Here is an 18,118-nt window from a genome sequence, read left to right as displayed (position 1 = left end):
GGCGTCAGCGCCCGATCGCGATCACCGGGTGTCGGGCCGGGTCGAGCCGGCCGACCACGGTGCGCAGGAACCAGCGCGGCGCCGAGACGCAGCCGGCGGTCGCGCCACGTCCGTTGACGTGCAGGAAGATCCCCGCGCCGCGGTAGCGGACCTGGGCGGCGTTGAAGCCGGTGACCACGGCGTACTCGTACTGGACGGGGTAGTCGGCCAGGCGCTCGGAGGTGTTCGGGCCGCTGGTCAGCCACCACCGGAAGCCGCCCTGGGACTTCGTGCGCATCCGGTTGTAGGAGGCCGAGGCGTTGTCCTCCACCCACCAGTCGTCGCCGGTCGTGCGGTGGTGCGGCAGACGTCCGGTCGCGGCGTGGGTGCCGAAGGTGCTGGGCAGCGCGTAGGTGCCCAGCGGCGTGGTGCCGGTCCCCTGGCGGCGCTGCGAGCCCGCGACCAGGCCGCCGTAGCCGGTGCGGCCGTCGCCGGCCCGGGCCACCGACCGCCAACCGGACGCCCCCTTCTGCCACAGCACCACCGTCGCGTGCCAGGAGCGGGTGTGGTTCACGGTCACGACCTGGGTCGAGCCGGCGGGCAGCGAGACCGCGACGCCGCCGAGCACGACGCGGGTGGCGGCGGACGCGGGTGCGGTGAGCGCGGTCAGGAGCAGCCCCACGGCCGCGAGCAGGACAGCGAGGTGGCGGAGGGGTGGTCGGCTCATCCGGGGTCTCCCGAGGTGGTGGCGGACAGGTCGGAGGGGGTCAGGTCGCTGCGGACCCCGCGGTAGGCGGGCTGGCGCAGGCGACCCTCGCCGGTGAGGGTGAGGTACTGGACGTCGACGACGACCACGGGGTCGACCCAGGTCGTGCCCACGCGATCCAGGCGCGGCAGCTCCTCGGTGAACGGCGAGCTGTCGAGCACGTGCGGCGCGAGCAGGTCGCCGAGCAGACGCCCGGCCTTGCCGCCCACGCCGCTGCCGACCCGTCCGCGGAACACCAGCCCGTCGGCGGTCGGCTCGCCCACGAGCAGGGCCCCCAGCCGGTGGTCGCTCCCGGTCTCGTGGCGGAAGCCACCGACCACGTAGGACCCGGTCGGGCGGATCGGGAACTTCAGCCAGTCGCGGCTGCGCAGCCCGGGCCGGTAGCGCGAGGAGAGACGCTTGCTCACCACGCCCTCGAGGCCCTGCTGCGCCGCCGCGTCGAGCAGGACCTGCCCGTCGGCGTACGTCGGGGGGACCTGCCAGGCGACGTCGGCGAGCCCCAGCGCCTCGAGCCGTGCCCGCCGCTCCGACAACGGCTGGTCCCGCAGGTCCTCGCCGTCGAGGCGCAGCAGGTCGAAGACGATCAGGGTCACCGGGTTGCGCTCGGCCAACCGGCGGGCGCGGGCGGCGTCGCGCACGTGCATCCGGTCGGCCAGCGCGGCGAACGACGGCACGCCCGCGCCCAGCGCGACCACCTCGCCGTCGAGCAGGGCGTCGTCGAGCACGTCGGCCAGCCCGAGCAGCTCGGGGAAGGAGACCGTGACGTCGTTCTCGTTGCGCGAGTGCGCCCGCACGTGGCCGTCGTGGACGTCGACGAGCACGCGCATGCCGTCCCACTTGACCTCGTGCGCCCACCCCGTGCCGGTGGGCACGTGGTCCCCCTTGGTCGCGAGCATCGGCAGCACCGCCTCAGTGTGGCACCGAGCGCGCACAGGACCGGGCGACCCGCGCCCCGGCGTACGTCTTCGCGGAGGCTGTGGACGGTCCGGGGCCGGCGCAGGGCTTGTGGAGCGTCTCCAACCCCGATTTGCATGCGCGGTGGCGCACCCCCCTCCCCGACGGGCATCCTGGTCCCATGCGAGCCATCTGGAAGGGCGCCGTCTCCTTCGGCCTCGTCAGCGTCCCGGTCAAGCTGTACTCCGCGACGGAGAGCAAGGACGTCACGTTCCGCCAGGTGCACGCCAAGGACGGCGGCCGGATCAAGTACCAGCGGGTGTGCAGCATCGACGGCGAGGAGGTGGAGTACGCCGACATCGCCAAGGGCTACGAGACCGAGGACGGCGAGATGGTCATCCTCACCGACGACGACATGGCCTCGCTGCCGATGGAGTCCAGCCGGGAGATCAGCGTCGAGAAGTTCGTGCCCAGCGAGCAGATCGACCCGATGCTGTTCGAGAAGAGCTACTACCTCGAGCCCGAGAAGACCGGCGCCAAGCCGTACGCCCTGCTGCGCGAGGCGCTCGAGGCCGCCGACCGGATGGCCCTGGTGACGGTGTCCCTGCGCAACCGCACGTCGCTGGCCGTGCTGCGCGTGCGCGACGACGTGATCGTGATGCAGACGATGATGTGGCCCGACGAGATCCGCTCCCCCGACTTCGGCTCGGTCGACACCAGCGAGGCCAAGCCCGCCGAGGTGAAGATGGCCCAGATGCTGGTGGAGACCCTCGCCGGGGACTTCGACGCCGGCGACTACGAGGACGACTACCGCGAGGCCCTCGCGGCCCTGGTCAAGGCCAAGGTCGAGGGTGGCGAGGTGACCCGCACGCCCACGTCGACCAAGACCTCCGGCGAGGTCGTGGACCTGCTCGCAGCCCTCCAGCGCAGCGTCGACGCCGCCCGGACCGCTCGTGGGGAGAAGCCGACGGCGGAAGCCGACGAGGCCGATGAGTCGGAGGGGTCGGGCGAGAAGCCCGCGGCCGGGAAGACCGCCACGAAGAAGGCCGCGACCAAGAAGGCCACGGCGAAGAAGTCCGCAGCCAAGGCCACCCCGAAGAAGGCGGCGGCCAAGAAGGCCAGCTGACGCACGCCGCACGCCGTAACCCCCGGCCCGCCCGCCCGTTGAGCAGACGTGCGCCGGGCCCGGCGCACGTGGTCGGCGACCTCGCGGTCGCTCCCCGGGAGGAAACCCACGTGTCCCGCTCACGCCTGCGCCCCCACGTCCGCACCGCCGCCGCCCTCACCGGCGCCGCGGCCCTGACCGCCCTCAGCCTGGCCCCCGCGGTCGGCGCCACCGTCGTGTCGCGGGCGAACGCCAGCGCGGCCACCGTCACGGTGGCCGGCAGCGGCGGTGGCAGCGGGACGTACGCCGCCACCAACGACGGCTCGCGCGAGTCCACCTCCGGCACCTCGCGCCCGCCGATCGGCGTCCTCACCGGGCAGTCGGTCCTCAACGGCGGCGTCCTGGCCCAGGAGGCCACGGCCCGCACCGACCGCACCTCGGCCGCCTGCGCCGGCCTGGCCGGCAACGGCGGGTCGGTCGCCCAGATCGGCTCCTCGCGCTGCCTCTCCCCCGGTACGCCGCTCCAGGCCACCCTGGGCTCGCTGGACCTCAGCGGCATCAAGCTCGCCGCCTCGGACTCGGCGCTGGCACCGCTCAACACCGCGACCGACCCCGTGCTCAAGGCCCTGGTCCAGCCCGTGAACGCCGCGGTCCAGAAGGCCCTGGCCAGCGCTCAGGCCCAGCTCGGCAACGCCGGCCTCACCGCGACCCTCGGGGCCGTCGAGGGCCGCTGCACCGCGGGCCCCGGCACCGCCAGCGGGTCGGCCGACCTCGTCGACACCAAGGTGTCGCTGAGCCTGGCCGGCCAGTCGACCACCCTGGCGGACCTGCCGGCCCGCCCCGCTCCCAACACGCACCTGACCACCAGCCTCAGCTCGGTGGCGACCCTGGTGCTCGGGACGCTGCGCACCGACCTCACCACCTCGCTGAACGGGTCGGCCACCCCGTTGACCGGCCTGACCGACGCGATCCAGAAGCAGATCGTCGACAACGTCGTGAAGCAGGCCGACGGCCAGCTGGCTCCCCTGGAGAAGAACGTCCTCGACCTCACCTTGAACAAGCAGGTGCGCCCGACCGCCGACTCGATCCAGGTCACGGCCCTGGACGCCTCGGTCCTGCCGGCGACGGCCCCGGTCACCGGCTCGGACCTGGCCCACCTCGCCATCGGCCACGTCGAGTGCGGCCCCTCGGGCCGCGTGGCCCCGGCCGCCGCTCCCCCGGCGCCGGCGAAGAAGGCGGCCCCGCTGCCCACGGCCGTCTCCTCCGGCCTCGCCACGGCACCCGGCGCGCCGGCCTCGGCGACCCGGGAGCCGTTCGACCGCGTCGCCCTCGGCGCCGTGGGCCTGCTCTCGCTCCTCGCCGGTGGCGCCGTGCTCCGGCGCCGCCTGCTGGCCTCCTAGAGCGGGCGGGTCGAGCACCGTGTCGACGGAGTCGGACGAGAGCGGCAGCGGGACCTTCGGGCCGGTCGTGCTGGTGCTGGCCGCCCTGCTGGTGGTCGCGGGCGTCCTGCTGCCCGGGTCCTCGGCGCCCGCGAGGACGGCCGACTTCGAGCCGATGTCGGCCCCGGCCGCTCCCGTGCGGATCGTGGTCCCGGCCCTGAAGCTGAGGGCGACGGTCCTGCCGATCGAGGTCTCCCCCTCGGCCGTCCTGGATCCCCCGGCCGACCCGACCGAGGTGGGCTGGTGGCAGCGCAGCGCCCGCCCCGGCGCCCGGCGCGGCCAGACCGTGATGACCGGCCACACCGTGCACACCGGCGGTGGCGTGATGGACCGGCTCGGGACGCTGAAGCCCGGGCAGGTCGTCCGGGTGGTCACGCGGCGCGGCACGATGGTCTACCGCACCACCCGCGTGATGACGCTGACCAAGGCCCAGCTGGCCGCGCGCTCCACCCGGCTCTTCGCCCAGGGTCGCGCCGTCAACCGGCTCGTCCTGATCACGTGCACCGGCTGGACCGGGCACGACTACACCTCCAACACCGTCGTCTTCGCGCGACCGCTGGGGGTCCGGGTCTGACCCGAGCTCAGGTCGTGGCGCGGTCCCGGCTCCGCCGGCCCTCCGGCCCCGGACCGGGCTGGCAGCTCGGGCACCACCAGGTGCGTCGGTTGTCGGGGTCGTTGCCGATCTCCGGCACCATCTGCACCGTCGTGCCGCAGCGCAGGCAGGGCCGCCGGTTGCGCCCGGAGACCCAGTGGTCCTCCCGGCGCCGGCTCGTGCCCGTCGTGACCTGGTAGGCCCCCGGCACCAGCGCCGAGTGCCGCAGCGCCCGCGCGGCCAGCCGGACCAGCGCGTCCACGTCGACCTCCCCGACCGGGGTCCACGGGCTGCGGCCGACCAGGAAGGCCAGCTCGTTGGCCCACAGGTTGCCGAAGCCGGCCACCAGGGTCTGGTCGAGCAGCGCCGACACCAGGGGCCGCGTCGGGTCACCGGCCAGTCGGCGTACGGCCTCGGCGTGGTCCCAGTCCTCGCGCAGCGGGTCCGGACCCAGGTGGCCGACGAGGCGGTGCTCCTCGGCGGTGGCGACCAGGTCGAGCTGGTGCAGGTTCAGCCCGTACGCCGTGTGGCCGTCGTCGAGCTCCAGCACCACCCGCACCTCGGGCATCAACCGGCGCGGCAGCTGCTTGCCCGGCCCCGTCACGCTCCACGAGCCGTCCATCAGCAGGTGGCTGTGCAGGGTGACGCTCCCGCCGGCCCCGTCGCCCAGCCTGGTCATCAGGTGCTTGCCGTGCGTGACGTGCTCCTCGACGGTCCGCCCGGCCAGGTCGCGCGTCGCGAGGCGGGGCACCCGCAGGTCGGAGCGGACGACGGTGCGGCCCAGCAGCGACCGGTCGAGCCGGCGCGCGAGCTTGTGGACGGAGTCACCCTCGGGCACGCGGCCCAGTCAAGCCGAGCCGGTCAAGCCGGGACGGTCGAGCCGGGACAGCCGGGCCGCACCGGTCGTGCCCGGCGCCACCCTCAGCGGTCGCGGGCCGGTCGCCGGTCCTCGACGTGGGCGCGGGCCGCCCGCGAGTCCGGCACCCGCGCCGCGAGCCCGGCCATGACGGCGTCCATCGCACGCGGGGCCACCAGGTTGAGCACCTCGCCGACGCGGCCGGCGACGGTCGAGACCGTCAGCGGGCGGTCCTCCAGCGCGCGCACCACCAGCGCGGCCGCCTGCTCGGGGGTCTTGGCCGGAGCACGTCGGTAGGCGTCGGTGGCCACGATCATGTCGGTCCGCACCAGGTCCAGGCGCAGGTTGGTGAAGGTCACCCCGTCGGCCCAGGTCTCCCGTCCGGCGATCCGCGACCAGGTGTCCAGGGCCGTCTTGGAGGCGATGTACGCCGAGAACTTGGGCGCCTTGAGCTGGACCCCCCAGGTCACCACGTTGACCACGTGCCCGAACCCCTGCGCGCGCATCGCGGGCAGCAACGCGAGGGTCAGCCGCACGGGAGCGACGTAGTTGATCGCCATCGTGCGCTCGACGTCGTGCACCCGGTCGTAGGACAGCGCCAGCGACCGGCGGATCGACCGCCCGGCGTTGTTGACCAGGTAGTCCACCGGGCCGTGCTCGGCCTGCACCCGCTCCACCAGCGCGGCCGCCGCGCCGGCGTCGGTCAGGTCGCAGGCCAGGCCGACGGCCCGACCGCCCGCGAGGGTGATCGCGTCGACGACCCGGTCCAGCTCGCGCTGGCGGCGAGCCACGCAGACGACCCGGGCGCCCCGGGCGGCCACGGCCAGGGCGGTGGCCTCGCCGACCCCCGAGGAGGCGCCGGTGACCAGCACGACCCGTCCCGCCAACGGACTGGGCAGCGGACGTCCCGCGGCCCGGGCGACCGGCGCGACGACGTGGCGCCGCAGCAGCGCCGCCGGGGTGAGCAGCAGCGACGTCACGCCGGGGTGCCGTCGGCGCCGAGCGTCGGCATCGCCCAGGGCCGGGCCCGCTCGAGCTGGGCCGAGAGCGAGAGCAGGGTGACCTCGTCGAGGCGTCGACCGACCAGCTGGACCGCGAGCGGCAGGCCGTCGGTGCCGGTCCCGGCGGGCACGGACGCGGCCGGGTGACCGGTGACGTTCCACAGCGCGGTGTAGGCGATCATCGGCATCGACCGGGCCGCCAGCGCCACCGCGCCACCGCGGTCCAGGGCCCCGACCGTGCGGGGCCGCGGCGCGATGGTCGGGGTCAGCAGGACGTCGACGTCCTCGAAGACCCGGTCGGCCTTCGTCGCCAGCCGCTCGCCGGCCCGCAGCGCCCACCTCACCACGGCCGGACGCACCCAGGCACCGAGCCGGTAGACCTCGCGCGTGCGCGGCTCGAGCCGGTCGGGGTGCTCGACGGCGTCGGCCTCCTCGCGGATGCCGGCGAAGAACTGCGGCACGAACGCCGGCGTCGGGTCGGGGTAGTGCGGGTCGACCTCGCGCACCTCGTGGCCCAGCTCCTCCAGGAGCCGGGCGGTGGCGCGCACGGCCTCGACGTGCTCGGGGTGGGGTCGCACCCCCTTGCTCACGGGCTTGGTGGACCACCCGATCCGCAGCCGTCCGGGCGCGGCGCCCGCCGCGTCGGTGAACGAGGTCGCCGGGTCCGGGGCGGTGAACCGGTCACCGGGCACGTTGCCGCGGATCGCGTCGTAGACCAGCGCGGAGTCGAGCACCGTGCGGGCCAGCGGCCCGTTGGTCCCCAGCGCCACCCACAGGTGGCCCAACGGGGCCGAGGAGGTGCGCCCGCGCGACGGCTTGAGGCCGAACAGCCCGCAGCAGGCCGACGGGATCCGGATCGAGCCGCCCCCGTCGCCGCCCAGGCCGACCGGCACCATGCCCGCGGCCACGGCCACGGCCGTGCCGCCGCTGGAGCCGCCCGGCGTGCGGGAGGGGTCCCAGGGGTTGCGGGTGTAGCTGCCGGCCCGGGACTCGGTGAACGGCCACTGGCCGAACTCCGGCATCCGGGTCTTGCCGATGATCACGGCGCCGGCCTCGCGCAGCCGGCGCACGACCTCGGCGTCGGCCTCGGCCGGGGTCACGTTGGCACGGCCGCCGAAGGTGGTCACGCAGCCAGCCACGGCCAGCTCCTCCTTGACCGCCACCGGCACGCCGTGCAGCGGGCCGGGGGTCTCCCCGGCGGCCAGCGCGGCGTCGCGGCGTCCGGCCTCCGCGCGGGCCTCGTCGGCCAGCACCAGCGAGAAGGCGTTCAGCGCGGGATCCCGCTCCATGATCCGGTCCAGGCACGCCTCGACGACCTCGACCGAGGTCAGCTCGCCCGCGGTGGTGCGACGCACGATCTCGGCCACGTCGAGGTCGGCCAGGTGAGGGTGCGGGGCGGGCTCGGTCTCGGGCTGCTCGTCCGTCGGGGGTGCGGTCATGCGCGCAGGCTAGTGGAGCCCCCTAGAGCAGCGCCCGCACCACCCGCAGCGCCACGGAGAGCCGGGCCAGGTCACTGTCGCTCTCCGAGCAGATCTCGCGCAGCGTGTGCACGGCCGTGGCGGTGTCCTTCTCGGTGGCCGGGTGGCCGTCGAGCTCGCGCGCGGTGAGCTGGGCGTGCACGGCGTGCAGGTCGTCGCGCAGCGCGGCCCGGGCCATGGTCTGCCACCGGTCCTCCCGCGGCAGGCCTAGGATCCGCGACACCAGCAGGGGCAGGCCCAGCCGCTCGCCGACCTCGAAGTGCACGCGGGCGACCTCCTCGGGGTCGCGCTGGTCGCGGGCGGCGGTCTCGACCACCCCCAGCACGGCGTACGCCGGGGGGCACAGCGCCACGCGCACGGCCAGCTCCTCGGGCACGTCCTGCTCGACCAGGGCGTCGCGCCGCTTCTCGAAGGCGGCCAGCTCGCTGCCGACCAGCAGCTCGGGCAGCCGGGCCACGACCTTCTCCACCGTCACCTCGAAGGTGTCGACCATGGCCTCGGTGTCGGCGTTGATCCGGCGACTGTTGAGCAGCCAGCGCGAGGCCCGCTCGACCAGGGTGCGGCTCTCCAGGCGCATGTGGGTCTGCACCGACGCCTCCAGCCGGTTGTCGAAGGAGGCGATCTCGCGCGAGAGCCGGTCGGCGCCGTAGATCTCGCGGGCCACGAAGTTGGCCTTGGTCAGCTCGGCCGTGGTCGCCGAGGTCTCCCCGGCCAGCCGGTGGAAGTAGGTGATGCCGGCGTGGTTGACGAGCTGGTTGACGATCTGGGTGACCACGATCTCCCGGCGCAGCTGGTGCTCCTCCATCTGCCCGCGGTAGTCCTGGCGCATCGGCAGGGGGAAGTAGGAGAACAGGTCGCCGCGCAGGAACGGGTCGTCGGCCAGGTCGCTGGTCAGCAGGTCGTCGGCCAGCACGATCTTGGTGTAGGACATCAGCACCGCGAGCTCGGGCGTGCTCAGCCCCTGCTGGCGGTCGCGACGCCGGGCGACCTCGCGCCGCGACGGCAGGCCCTCGAGCTCGCGGTCGAGCAGTCCGCTGCGCTCCAGGCTCCGCATCCAGTCCTCGTGGACGTGCAGCAGCGCCGGGGCGAGCGCGCTGGCGTTGGCCAGGGCGAGGTTCTGCTCGTAGTTGTCGGCCAGCACCAGCGCCCCGACCTCGTCGGTCATCGAGGCCAGCAGCTCGTTGCGCTGCTTGCCGGTCATGTCGCCGTCGGCCACGACCCGGTCGAGCAGGATCTTGATGTTGACCTCGTGGTCGGAGGTGTCGACGCCGGCGGAGTTGTCGATGAAGTCGGTGTTGATCCGGCCCCCGTGGCCCTCGCAGCCGCGGCGGGCGTACTCGATGCGACCGAGCTGGGTCAGGCCCAGGTTGCCGCCCTCGCCCACGCAGCGGGCCCGCAGCTGGTGGCCGTCGACGCGGATGGCGTCGTTGGCCTTGTCGCCGGCGTCGGCGTGGGTCTCCCCCTCGGACTTCACGTAGGTGCCGATGCCGCCGTTCCACAGCAGGTCGACCGGCGCCAGCAAGATGGCGCGCATCAGCTCGGCGGGCGTCATCCGCACCACGTCGTCGGCCAGGCCCAGGGCCTCGCGGACGGCCGCGTGGACCGGGATCGACTTCGCGCTGCGCGGGAAGACACCGCCGCCCTCGCTGACCAGGCTGGTGTCGTAGTCGGCCCAGGAGGAGCGCGGCAGGTCGAAGAGCCGGCGTCGCTCGGCGTACGACGTCGCGGCGTCGGGCGTGGGGTCCAGGAAGATGTCGCGGTGGTCGAAGGCCGCGACCAGGCGGATGTGCTCCGAGCAGAGCATCCCGTTGCCGAACACGTCGCCGGACATGTCCCCGACGCCGACGCAGGTGAAGTCCTCGGCCTGGCAGTCGATGCCGCGCTCGCGGAAGTGGCGGCGCACCGAGACCCAGGCGCCGCGGGCGGTGATGCCCATCGCCTTGTGGTCGTAGCCCACCGAGCCGCCCGAGGCGAAGGCGTCGCCCAGCCAGAAGCCGTAGTCGCGCGAGACGCCGTTCGCGATGTCGCTGAAGGTCGCCGTGCCCTTGTCGGCGGCGACCACCAGGTAGGGGTCGTCGTCGTCGTGGCGCACCACCCGCGCCGGCGGGACCACCGTGCGGCCCTGACCTGCGTCCACCAGGTTGTCGGTCACGTCGAGGAGCCCGGAGATGAAGGTGGTGTAGCAGGCGATCCCCTCGGCCAGCCACGCCTCGCGGTCGCTGGGATCGGGCAGGTCCTTGGCGAAGAAGCCGCCCTTGGCGCCAACCGGGACGATCACGGTGTTCTTGACCATCTGGGCCTTGACCAGCCCGAGCACCTCGGTGCGGAAGTCGTCGCGACGGTCCGACCAGCGCAGCCCGCCGCGCGCGACCGCGCCGAAGCGCAGGTGCACCCCCTCCACGCGCGGGGAGTAGACGAAGATCTCGAACTTGGGCCGCGGGGCCGGCAGGTCCGGGATCGCCGAGGGGTCGAGCTTGAGCGAGAGCCGGTCCAGCGGGCCGCCGTCGGGACCGGTGACGAAGAAGCTGGTGCGCAGCGTGGCCAGCACGTGGGTCAGGTAGGAGCGCAGGATCCTGTCCTGGTCCAGGCTGGTCACGGCGTCCAGGCCGCGCAGGACCCGCTCCTCGAGCTCGGCGCACTTGGCCGTGCGGGACTCGCCGTCGGCCGGCAGGTCGCCCGAGCGGCCCGGGTCGAACCGCGCCTCGAACAGCTGCACCAGGTGGCGGGTGATCTCGACGTTGCCGATCAGCGCGTTCTCGATGTAGTCCTGGGCGAAGGGGGTGCCGCCCTGGCGCATGTACTTCGCGTAGGCGCGCAGGACGCCGACCTGGCGCCAGGTCAGGCCCGCGGCCAGGACCAGGGCGTTGAAGCCGTCGCTCTCGTTGCGCCCGTCCCAGGTGGCCGCGATGGTGTCCTGCACCAGGCCGCGCACGTCGTCGGGCAGGGCCCGGGGGTAGCGCAGGCCGAAGTCGTAGACGTAGGACTCCCGGGGCAGCCCCTCGAGGGAGTAGGGGCGCTCGTCGACGACCTCCATGCCGGTCGTGGACAGGATCGGCAGCACCCGCGACAGCGACAGCGGCGGGCCGACCCGGAACATCTTCAGGCGGGCCTCGCCGGGCGCGGCGGCCACGTCCTCGTAGAGCTGGAGCGCCAGCCCCTCGTCGCCCTCGATGCGGTCCAGCCGGCCGACGTCGACGGCCCCGGTGGCCGGCGGGTAGTCCTCCTTGTAGGCCTCCGGGAAGGACTGGGTGTAGGTGCGCACCAGGCGGCCGCCGGCCTCCTCGCCGTACGTCGACACGACGGCGGCGCCGAAGTCGTCGCGCCACGACCGCGCGGCCTCGGCGCACCGGCGCTCGAGGTCGTCGGTGTCGGGCACCCCGATCGTCTCCCCCGGCCCCGGGCGCACCACGAAGTGCAGCCGGGCGGCGAAGGAGTCGCCGACGTGGGCGGTGTACTCCACGCTCTGCCCGCCCAGGCGCTCGCGCAGGATCGCGGAGAGGCGCTCGCGCACCGTGGTGTTGTAGCGGTCGCGCGGGAGGTAGACCAGGCACGAGAGGTAGCGGCCGTAGTCGTCGCGCCGCACGAACAGCCGCAGCTGGCGGCGCTCGCGGGTGTGCATCACCTGCGCCGCGATCGGGACCAGCTCGGAGACCGGGGTCTGGAACAGCTCGTCGCGCGGGTAGGTCTCGAGCACGTCCATCAGCGCCTTGCCGGCGTGGCTGGTCTCGTCGAGGTCACTGGCCTCCAGCACGGCCGCGGCCTTCTCGCGCAGCACCGGGATCCGGCGCACCGACTCGGTGTAGGCCGCCGAGGAGAACAGGCCGAGGAAGCGGCGCTCGCCGGTCACGCGCCCCTCGGCGTCGAACTTCTTGACCCCGACGTAGTCGAGGTGGACCGGGCGGTGCACGGTGGCGCGCGAGTTGGCCTTGGCCAGCACCAGCAGCCGGGGCTCGCGGGCTCGCGCGGCGACCGCGTCGGGCAGCACGCGCGGCGACGTGGGGTCCGCGCGCAGGATGCCGAAGCCGGTGCCGGTGACCGCGTGCAGCTCCTCGGGGCTGCCGGGGCCGCCGGGCTCACCGAGGGCGTACTCCCGGTAGCCCAGGAAGGTGAAGTGGTCCTCCCCCAGCCAGCGCAGCAGCTCGCGCCCCTGGGCGACCTCCTCGGTGGGCACCCCGACGGGCGGGTCCTGCTCGAGCTCGGCGACCAGGGCGTCGACCTGGGCGTGCATCCGGGCCCAGTCCTCGACGGCGTCGCGCACGTCGAGCAGCACCTTCTCCAGCCGCTCGCGCACGACCGGCAGGTCCTCCTCGGCGACCCGGTCGATCTCCAGGTGCATCCAGGACTCGCGAGCGACGTCGTGCGCCTCGGTGCTGGTCCGGTCGTCGAGGACCTCCTGCAGCGTGCCGTCCATGGCGCGGCGCACCACGAGCTGGGGGTGCACGACCAGGTGGAGGTCGTGGTGCTCCTCGGCCAGGGCCATCGACACCGAGTCGACCAGGAAGGGCATGTCGTCGGTGACCACCTCGACCACCGTGTGGCCCCCCGCCGACCAGCCGTTGACCGACACGCTGGGGGTGAAGACCCGCACGACCGCCTTGCCCTGCGGCCGCTCGGCGGCCAGCCGCAGCTGGGCCATCACGGCGCCGAACAGGTCGCGGTCGTCGCGCTCGAGGAGGTCCTCGGCCGCGACGTGGCGGTAGAAGTCGCGCAGCACGGTCGGCACGTCGACCGCGACCGCGCCGTGCCGCTCCCCCCGCTCCCGGGCCAGGCCGGCCAGGCGCTCGAGCAGCTCGGACTTGTTCTCCTCCGACGTCGTCACCTGCCCGACGTTAGGCCCGCGCACCGGCGGCGACAACGTCCCACGGCGGAGCGAGGGTCTCGCACCCGAGAACTACAGCACCGAGCGCAGGTCCCACAGCAGCGGGTAGTAGCGCAGGGGCACCCGGGTGCGGAGGTACGTCGCCCCGGTGGAGCCGCCCGTGCCGGTCTTGGTGCCGATCATCCGCTCGACCATCACGACGTGCCGCGCCCGCCAGGCCGCGGCCAGCTCGTCGTGGAGGACCAGCGCCTCGGCCACGGCCCACAGGTCGCCGTGCCGGGCCCGGTCGTGGGCGACCTCGCACAGGGAGGCCGTGACCGCCGCGTCGTCCTCGACGGCCAGGCCCCGCGACGCCATCGCGGCCAGGAACCCGTCCCACAGCGTCGGCTCCTCCAGCCGCCGGCGCAGCCCGGTCTCCTCGGCCGGCGTCAGCCCGCGGAACCGGTCCAGGTAGCCGGCGTCCTTGGCGCCGGAGACGAACTCCAGCTCGCGGAACTGCACCGACTGGAAGCCGCTCGCCGGGGCCAGCCGCGCCCGGAACTCCGCGAAGTCCTGCGGCGTCATCGTCTCCAGCACGTCGACCTGCTGCACCAGCACCCGCTCGATCACGTGCACCCGGTTCATCAGGTGACGCGCCCACCACAGCCGCCCACCGGCGTCGCCCCCGTCACCCCGGTCGCCCCCGTCGCCCGCCAGCAGCGCGTCACGGACGGCGACCACCTCGTGCAGCAGCTGCTGGAACCACAGCTCGTAGACCTGGTGGATGGTGATGAACAGCAGCTCGTCGTGGGCCGGCGGGTCGGACTCCAGGTGCTGGGCCGACAGCAGGTCCGGCAGGCGCAGGTAGCTGCCGTAGGTCAGCTGGGGCCGCTCGCGCGCGCCCTCCTCGCCGAAGGCCACGAACGTCTCTTCACCCATGCGCCGACCCTAGTGCGGGACGACCGCGGGGTCTCGCCACGGCGAGGAGCCGGATGGGCCATGATGCGGCGCATGAAGAAGATCACCGAGGAGCTCCGCTACGACGGGGCCACGCTCCAGCAGGTCCACGACATGCTGGCCGACCCCGCCTTCCGCGAGGAGGTCTGCGACCGCCAGCACGTGCTGCGACGCACCGTGACCATCGACGCCGAGGGCGCCCCCGGCATGACCGTCGAGATCGACCAGGTCCAGGCCGCCCAGGGCATCCCGGGCTTCGCCAAGAAGTTCGTCGGCGACGAGATCCACATCGTGCAGCACGAGGACTGGACCCGCGCCGAGAAGGGCGACCTCCGCGTCGAGATCCCCGGCAAGCCGGGCGAGATGGTCGGCACCATCCACCTGACCGAGGACCCCGAGGGCACCACCGAGACCGTCAACCTCGACGTCAAGGTCAACATCCCCCTGGTCGGCGGCAAGATCGAGGGCCTGGTGGCCGACATGCTGGGCAAGGCCCTGCGCACCGAGCACAAGGTCGGCCAGGAGTGGCTCGCCCGCTAGGACCCGCTCGGGGCCCTGCCGTGGCTCAGCCCTGGTCCGCCCGGGGGCCGTCGCCGTCACGAGCGTGACGGCGACGGCTCACCAGGACCGTGATCGCGAGCAGCACCAGCGGCCCCAGCGCGAGCACGAGCGTGAGCACCTGCTCCACGGGGTGGAGCGCGCCGAGGTGGTGCGGGAGCACCGGCAGCGTGGGAACGGCCCCCGTCACCGGGGTCACCCCATGTGCGGGTAGCGGTGGTCCTTCGGCGGAGCGAAGGTCTCCTTGATCGAGCGCGGCGAGGTCCAGCGCAGCAGGTTCACGGCCGCGCCCGCCTTGTCGTTGGTGCCCGAGGCCCGCCCGCCGCCGAACGGCTGCTGGCCCACGACCGCCCCGGTGGGCTTGTCGTTGACGTAGAAGTTGCCGGCCGCGAAGCGCAGGCGCTCGCTGGCCCAGGCCACCGCCTGGCGGTCCTGGGAGATCACCGCACCGGTCAGGGCGTACGGCGCGAACGACTCCATCTGGTCCACCACGGTCTCGAACCGGTCGTCGTCGTAGACGTGCACGGCCAGGATCGGGCCGAAGTACTCGTCGGCGAACATCGCGTCGGTCGGGTCGTCGGCCTCGACGATCGTGGGCCGCACGAAGTAGCCGATCGAGTCGTCGGTGGTCCCGCCGGCCAGCACGTGCAGCTTGGAGGAGTGCCGGGCCCGCGAGATCGCCTTGTCGTGCTTGGCGAACGCGCGGTCGTCGATGACCGCACCCATGAAGTGCGACAGGTCGGTGACGTCCCCCATGGTCAGGTTCTCGGTCTCCGCGACGAGCTGGTCCTTGAGCCGACCCCACACCGAGCGCGGCACGTAGGCACGCGAGGCCGCCGAGCACTTCTGGCCCTGGAACTCGAAGGCGCCGCGGATCATCGCCACGCGCAGCACGTCGACGTCGGCCGAGGGGTGGGCCACGATGAAGTCCTTGCCACCGGTCTCCCCCACGATGCGCGGGTAGGTGCGGTAGCCGGTCAGGTTCTGACCGACGGTGCCCCACAGGTGCTGGAAGGTCGGGGTCGAGCCGGTGAAGTGGATGCCGGCCAGGTCGGGGTGGGCCAGGACGACGTCGGAGACCTCGAGCCCGTCGCCGGGGAGCATGTTGATGACGCCGGGCGGCATGCCGGCCTCCTCCAGCAGCTCCATGGTCAGGTGCGCGGCCAGCTGCTGGGTCGGCGAGGGCTTCCAGACCACGGTGTTGCCCATCAGGGCGGGCGCGGTGGGCAGGTTGCCGGCGATCGCGGTGAAGTTGAAGGGCGTGATCGCGTAGACGAAGCCCTCGAGCGGCCGGTGGTCGGTGCGGTTCCAGATGCCGGGGCTGTTGGCGATCGGCTGGTCGGTGAGGATCTGGCGGGCGTAGTGGACGTTGAAGCGCCAGAAGTCGATCAGCTCGCAGGCGGCGTCGATCTCGGCCTGGAAGACGGTCTTGGACTGGCCGAGCATGGTCGCGGCGTTGAGCCGGGCCCGCCAGGGGCCGGCCAGCAGGTCGGCGGCCTTGAGGATGATCGAGGCGCGGTCGTCGAAGGACATCGCGCGCCAGGCGGGCGCGGCGGCGGACGCGGCCGCGACGGCCGCCGTGGCGTCGGCGCGGGTGGAGTTCTTCAGCACGCCCAGGACCTTGGCGTGGGCGTGCGGCTGGACGACCTGGATCTCGGCGCCACCGCCCATCCGCTTCTCGCCACCGATGGTGGCGGTCAGGTCGAGGGGGCCGGCCGCGGCGAGGTGGGCCAGCGCGGCCTCGACCTCGGTGCGCTCGGTGCTGCCGGGGGCGTAGTGCCGGTTGGGCTCGTTCACGGGAGCCGGAGGCAGGGTGATGGCGTCCATGCCGCGATCGTCTCAGATCACGGGCGCGGGGTGAAAACGCAGGCGGGCCTCAGGCCAGCAGGTCGGGGATCTCCTGGGTGGCGAACCAGGCGAGGTCGTCACCGAGGCGGGCGCCCTCGACGTCGGCGTGCACGGCCAGCACCCGGCGGAGCGGCACGGGGTCGCCCTCCTGGTCCACCTCGGCGACCAGCACGACTCGGCGGGCACCGGACGGCTGGGCCTGCGCGGACGCGTCGGCGGCGGCCTCCAGGGCGGCGTACTGCGACTCCTCGTCCTCGCCCGGCGCCACGAAGGGCTCGTCGTACGCCGACAGCTCGCCCGTCCCGACCAGGGTGGCCAGGGCCTCGAGGGTCAGCGGCACGTAGATCCTCACGACCGGTCCTCCGGGGCGGGGAGCCCGCGGGGAGCGCGCGGCCGGGAGTCGCTGGCGCTGTCGACCAGCTCGTCGAGCGCCTCGCGCACGCACTGGCCCAGCACCTCGATGTCGGGCAGGGCGTCGCGGTCGGCGGTGATGCCGTAGTAGACGGCGCCGTCGTAGGAGGTCACGCCGACCGAGAGGGAGAAGCCGTGCAGCAGGGGCGGGACGGGGTAGGTCTCGGTCATCTGGGCGCCGGCCAGGAACATCGGGAACTGCGGGCCCGGCACGTTGGTCACCACCAGGTTGACGTTGCCGCGCGCCGAGCGCCCGGCGACCCGGGAGCCCAGGGCGTGGAACGTCGTGGGGGCGAAGCCGGCGACGCCGGCGATCCGGTCCGCGGCCACCGCCCGGCCGGTCTCGCTGTGGGCGCGCAGCGCGTAGGAGACCTGGTGCAGCCGCACGACCGGCGACCCCTCGCCGATGGGCAGGTCGACCAGGTGACCCACCACCTGGGAGCCCAGCGAGGTGGGCTCCATCTCCTCGTCGATGACGCTCATCGGCACCAGCGCCCGCAGCCGTCGACCGGCCCCGACGTGCTCCGCCCGGGTCATCAGCCAGGCCCGGATCGCGCCGGCCAGGGTGGCCAGGATGACGTCGTTGACCGTGCCGCCGTGGACCCGGCGCACCTTGCGGTAGTCCTTGAGCGAGGTGCGCACACACACCAGCCGGCGCTGGGCCGAGGGCTCGACGTTGAACGGCGAGTCGGGGACCGGCCGGCGGCGGGCCAGGTCGGCCGCGACCGAGCGCGCCCGGCCGACCACTCCGCCGAGGGACCGCCCCAGCGACTCGGCGTTGCCGCGCAGCGTGACCACGCCGACGCCGGGGTGGCGGACGGTCTCGGTGACGGCGCCCAGGGCCAGCGCGGCCGGGGTCGGCTCGTGCCCGGCGACCCAGCCCTCGTGGACGAGCCGACGCGGGCCCGGGTCGACGTCGAGCAGGACCTGCCCCAGGTCGACCGTCGAGATGCCGTCGACCAGGACCTGGTGGGACTTGCTCAGCAAGGCGACCCGGCCGTGCTCGAGACCCTCGACGAAGTAGATCTCCCACAGGGGACGGTCGGGGTCGAGCCGGCGCGACATGATCCGCTCGGTGAGCTCGCGCAGCTGCTCCATCGTGCCCGGACGGGGCAGGGCGGAGCGGCGCACGTGGTAGCTGAGGTCGAAGTTCTCGTCGTCGACCCAGACCGGGTTGGCCAGCCGGCCCGGCACCCGGCGCAGGCGCTGGCGGTAGCGCGGCACGAAGGCGATCCGGTCGTCGATGTGGGCCAGCAGCGCGTCGTGGTCGAAGCCCGAGTCGCCCGGGTCGAAGACCTCCAGGGTGATATTGTGCATCGGGGTCTGCGGCGACTCGTCGGCCAGCAGCGCGAGGTCGCTGGAGCGCAGACGCTCGGTCACCGACACCACCACCTCTCGTCGCTCCTGCTTGGGGCTCATGGGATTCTGGCAGAGGC

15 protein-coding genes are annotated in these 18,118 nt (G+C 73.8%); 4 read left to right on the top strand and 11 right to left on the bottom strand.

All coding sequences use genetic code 11. From position 1 onward, the window contains the following. Positions 1 to 4: 4 nt before the first annotated feature. Both ACYVDA_RS05510 and ligD read right to left on the bottom strand, forming a co-directional pair. Positions 5 to 706, bottom strand: coding sequence for a L,D-transpeptidase family protein (locus ACYVDA_RS05510; RefSeq protein WP_460815776.1), 702 nt, complete (start codon positions 704 to 706; stop codon positions 5 to 7). After that, on the bottom strand, positions 703 to 1,641 hold the full coding sequence (gene ligD / locus ACYVDA_RS05505) for a non-homologous end-joining DNA ligase (protein ID WP_460816121.1): 939 nt from the start codon (positions 1,639 to 1,641) through the stop codon (positions 703 to 705). The genes ACYVDA_RS05510 and ligD overlap by 4 nt, the downstream gene beginning before the upstream one ends. A gap of 179 nt (positions 1,642 to 1,820) precedes the next feature. Here ligD and ku point away from each other — a divergent pair, with 179 nt between their 5' ends. The 3 genes from ku (at position 1,821) to ACYVDA_RS05490 (ending at position 4,757) form a co-directional block, all read left to right on the top strand. Further along, complete coding sequence (ku, locus tag ACYVDA_RS05500; protein WP_460815773.1) at positions 1,821 to 2,765, top strand: non-homologous end joining protein Ku; 945 nt, start codon at positions 1,821 to 1,823, stop codon at positions 2,763 to 2,765. A gap of 110 nt (positions 2,766 to 2,875) precedes the next feature. Continuing rightward, positions 2,876 to 4,144 (top strand): hypothetical protein, encoded by a 1,269-nt coding sequence (locus ACYVDA_RS05495; RefSeq protein WP_460815770.1) that lies wholly within the window; start codon positions 2,876 to 2,878, stop codon positions 4,142 to 4,144. A gap of 19 nt (positions 4,145 to 4,163) precedes the next feature. Next, positions 4,164 to 4,757 (top strand): class F sortase, encoded by a 594-nt coding sequence (locus ACYVDA_RS05490; RefSeq protein WP_460815768.1) that lies wholly within the window; start codon positions 4,164 to 4,166, stop codon positions 4,755 to 4,757. Positions 4,758 to 4,764: 7 nt separating this feature from the next. On the opposite strand, the gene ACYVDA_RS05485 is transcribed toward ACYVDA_RS05490, so the two are convergent. The 5 genes from ACYVDA_RS05485 to ACYVDA_RS05465 all read right to left on the bottom strand — a co-directional run bounded on the left by ACYVDA_RS05485 (position 4,765) and on the right by ACYVDA_RS05465 (position 13,847). Next, complete coding sequence (locus ACYVDA_RS05485) at positions 4,765 to 5,613, bottom strand: DNA-formamidopyrimidine glycosylase family protein (RefSeq protein WP_460815767.1); 849 nt, start codon at positions 5,611 to 5,613, stop codon at positions 4,765 to 4,767. A gap of 83 nt (positions 5,614 to 5,696) precedes the next feature. Then, positions 5,697 to 6,611: an SDR family NAD(P)-dependent oxidoreductase gene (locus ACYVDA_RS05480; protein ID WP_460815765.1), complete on the bottom strand. Its 915-nt coding sequence runs from the start codon at positions 6,609 to 6,611 to the stop codon at positions 5,697 to 5,699. Beyond that, a complete protein-coding gene (locus ACYVDA_RS05475) occupies positions 6,608 to 8,071 on the bottom strand; it encodes an amidase (RefSeq protein ID WP_460815764.1) in 1,464 nt (487 codons plus the stop codon). Before ACYVDA_RS05475 ends, ACYVDA_RS05480 begins: the two co-directional genes overlap by 4 nt. A 22-nt stretch (positions 8,072 to 8,093) precedes the next feature. Beyond that, on the bottom strand, positions 8,094 to 12,929 hold the full coding sequence (locus ACYVDA_RS05470) for an NAD-glutamate dehydrogenase (RefSeq protein ID WP_460815762.1): 4,836 nt from the start codon (positions 12,927 to 12,929) through the stop codon (positions 8,094 to 8,096). A gap of 72 nt (positions 12,930 to 13,001) precedes the next feature. Beyond that, positions 13,002 to 13,847 (bottom strand): tryptophan 2,3-dioxygenase family protein, encoded by an 846-nt coding sequence (locus ACYVDA_RS05465; protein WP_460815760.1) that lies wholly within the window; start codon positions 13,845 to 13,847, stop codon positions 13,002 to 13,004. 72 nt (positions 13,848 to 13,919) lie between these two features. Here ACYVDA_RS05465 and ACYVDA_RS05460 point away from each other — a divergent pair, with 72 nt between their 5' ends. Continuing rightward, complete coding sequence (locus ACYVDA_RS05460; protein WP_460815758.1) at positions 13,920 to 14,405, top strand: DUF2505 domain-containing protein; 486 nt, start codon at positions 13,920 to 13,922, stop codon at positions 14,403 to 14,405. A gap of 25 nt (positions 14,406 to 14,430) precedes the next feature. Here ACYVDA_RS05460 and ACYVDA_RS05455 read toward each other — a convergent pair whose 3' ends face one another. From ACYVDA_RS05455 to ACYVDA_RS05440, 4 genes are read right to left on the bottom strand one after another with little or no spacing between them, the layout of a single operon-like run. Next, entirely contained in the window at positions 14,431 to 14,613 is a 183-nt protein-coding gene (locus ACYVDA_RS05455) for a hypothetical protein (RefSeq protein WP_460815756.1), read from the bottom strand. Positions 14,614 to 14,618: 5 nt separating this feature from the next. Beyond that, a complete protein-coding gene (gene pruA, locus ACYVDA_RS05450; RefSeq protein ID WP_460815754.1) occupies positions 14,619 to 16,250 on the bottom strand; it encodes an L-glutamate gamma-semialdehyde dehydrogenase in 1,632 nt (543 codons plus the stop codon). Positions 16,251 to 16,299: 49 nt separating this feature from the next. Beyond that, entirely contained in the window at positions 16,300 to 16,623 is a 324-nt protein-coding gene (locus ACYVDA_RS05445; protein WP_460815752.1) for a DUF6912 family protein, read from the bottom strand. Further along, positions 16,620 to 18,101 carry a WS/DGAT/MGAT family O-acyltransferase gene (locus ACYVDA_RS05440; protein ID WP_460815750.1) on the bottom strand — a complete coding sequence of 494 codons (1,482 nt, stop codon included), beginning with the start codon at positions 18,099 to 18,101 and terminating at the stop codon, positions 16,620 to 16,622. The genes ACYVDA_RS05445 and ACYVDA_RS05440 overlap by 4 nt, the downstream gene beginning before the upstream one ends. Between the last annotated feature and the right edge of the window lie 17 nt (positions 18,102 to 18,118).

It is taken from the genome of Nocardioides korecus (assembly GCF_054778395.1).
The sequence above is the reverse complement of the archived record's forward strand: the minus strand, read 5'-3'. Positions and strand labels throughout refer to the sequence as shown.

Coding starts and splice junctions, on each gene's coding strand:
- ACYVDA_RS05510 (WP_460815776.1), bottom strand. CDS start 706: ATGAGCCGACCACCCCTCCGCCACCTCGCTGTCCTGCTCGCGGCCGTG.
- ACYVDA_RS05465 (WP_460815760.1), bottom strand. CDS start 13,847: ATGGGTGAAGAGACGTTCGTGGCCTTCGGCGAGGAGGGCGCGCGCGAG.
- ACYVDA_RS05475 (WP_460815764.1), bottom strand. CDS start 8,071: ATGACCGCACCCCCGACGGACGAGCAGCCCGAGACCGAGCCCGCCCCG.
- ACYVDA_RS05460 (WP_460815758.1), top strand. CDS start 13,920: ATGAAGAAGATCACCGAGGAGCTCCGCTACGACGGGGCCACGCTCCAG.
- pruA (WP_460815754.1), bottom strand. CDS start 16,250: ATGGACGCCATCACCCTGCCTCCGGCTCCCGTGAACGAGCCCAACCGG.
- ACYVDA_RS05440 (WP_460815750.1), bottom strand. CDS start 18,101: ATGAGCCCCAAGCAGGAGCGACGAGAGGTGGTGGTGTCGGTGACCGAG.
- ligD (WP_460816121.1), bottom strand. CDS start 1,641: ATGCTCGCGACCAAGGGGGACCACGTGCCCACCGGCACGGGGTGGGCG.
- ku (WP_460815773.1), top strand. CDS start 1,821: ATGCGAGCCATCTGGAAGGGCGCCGTCTCCTTCGGCCTCGTCAGCGTC.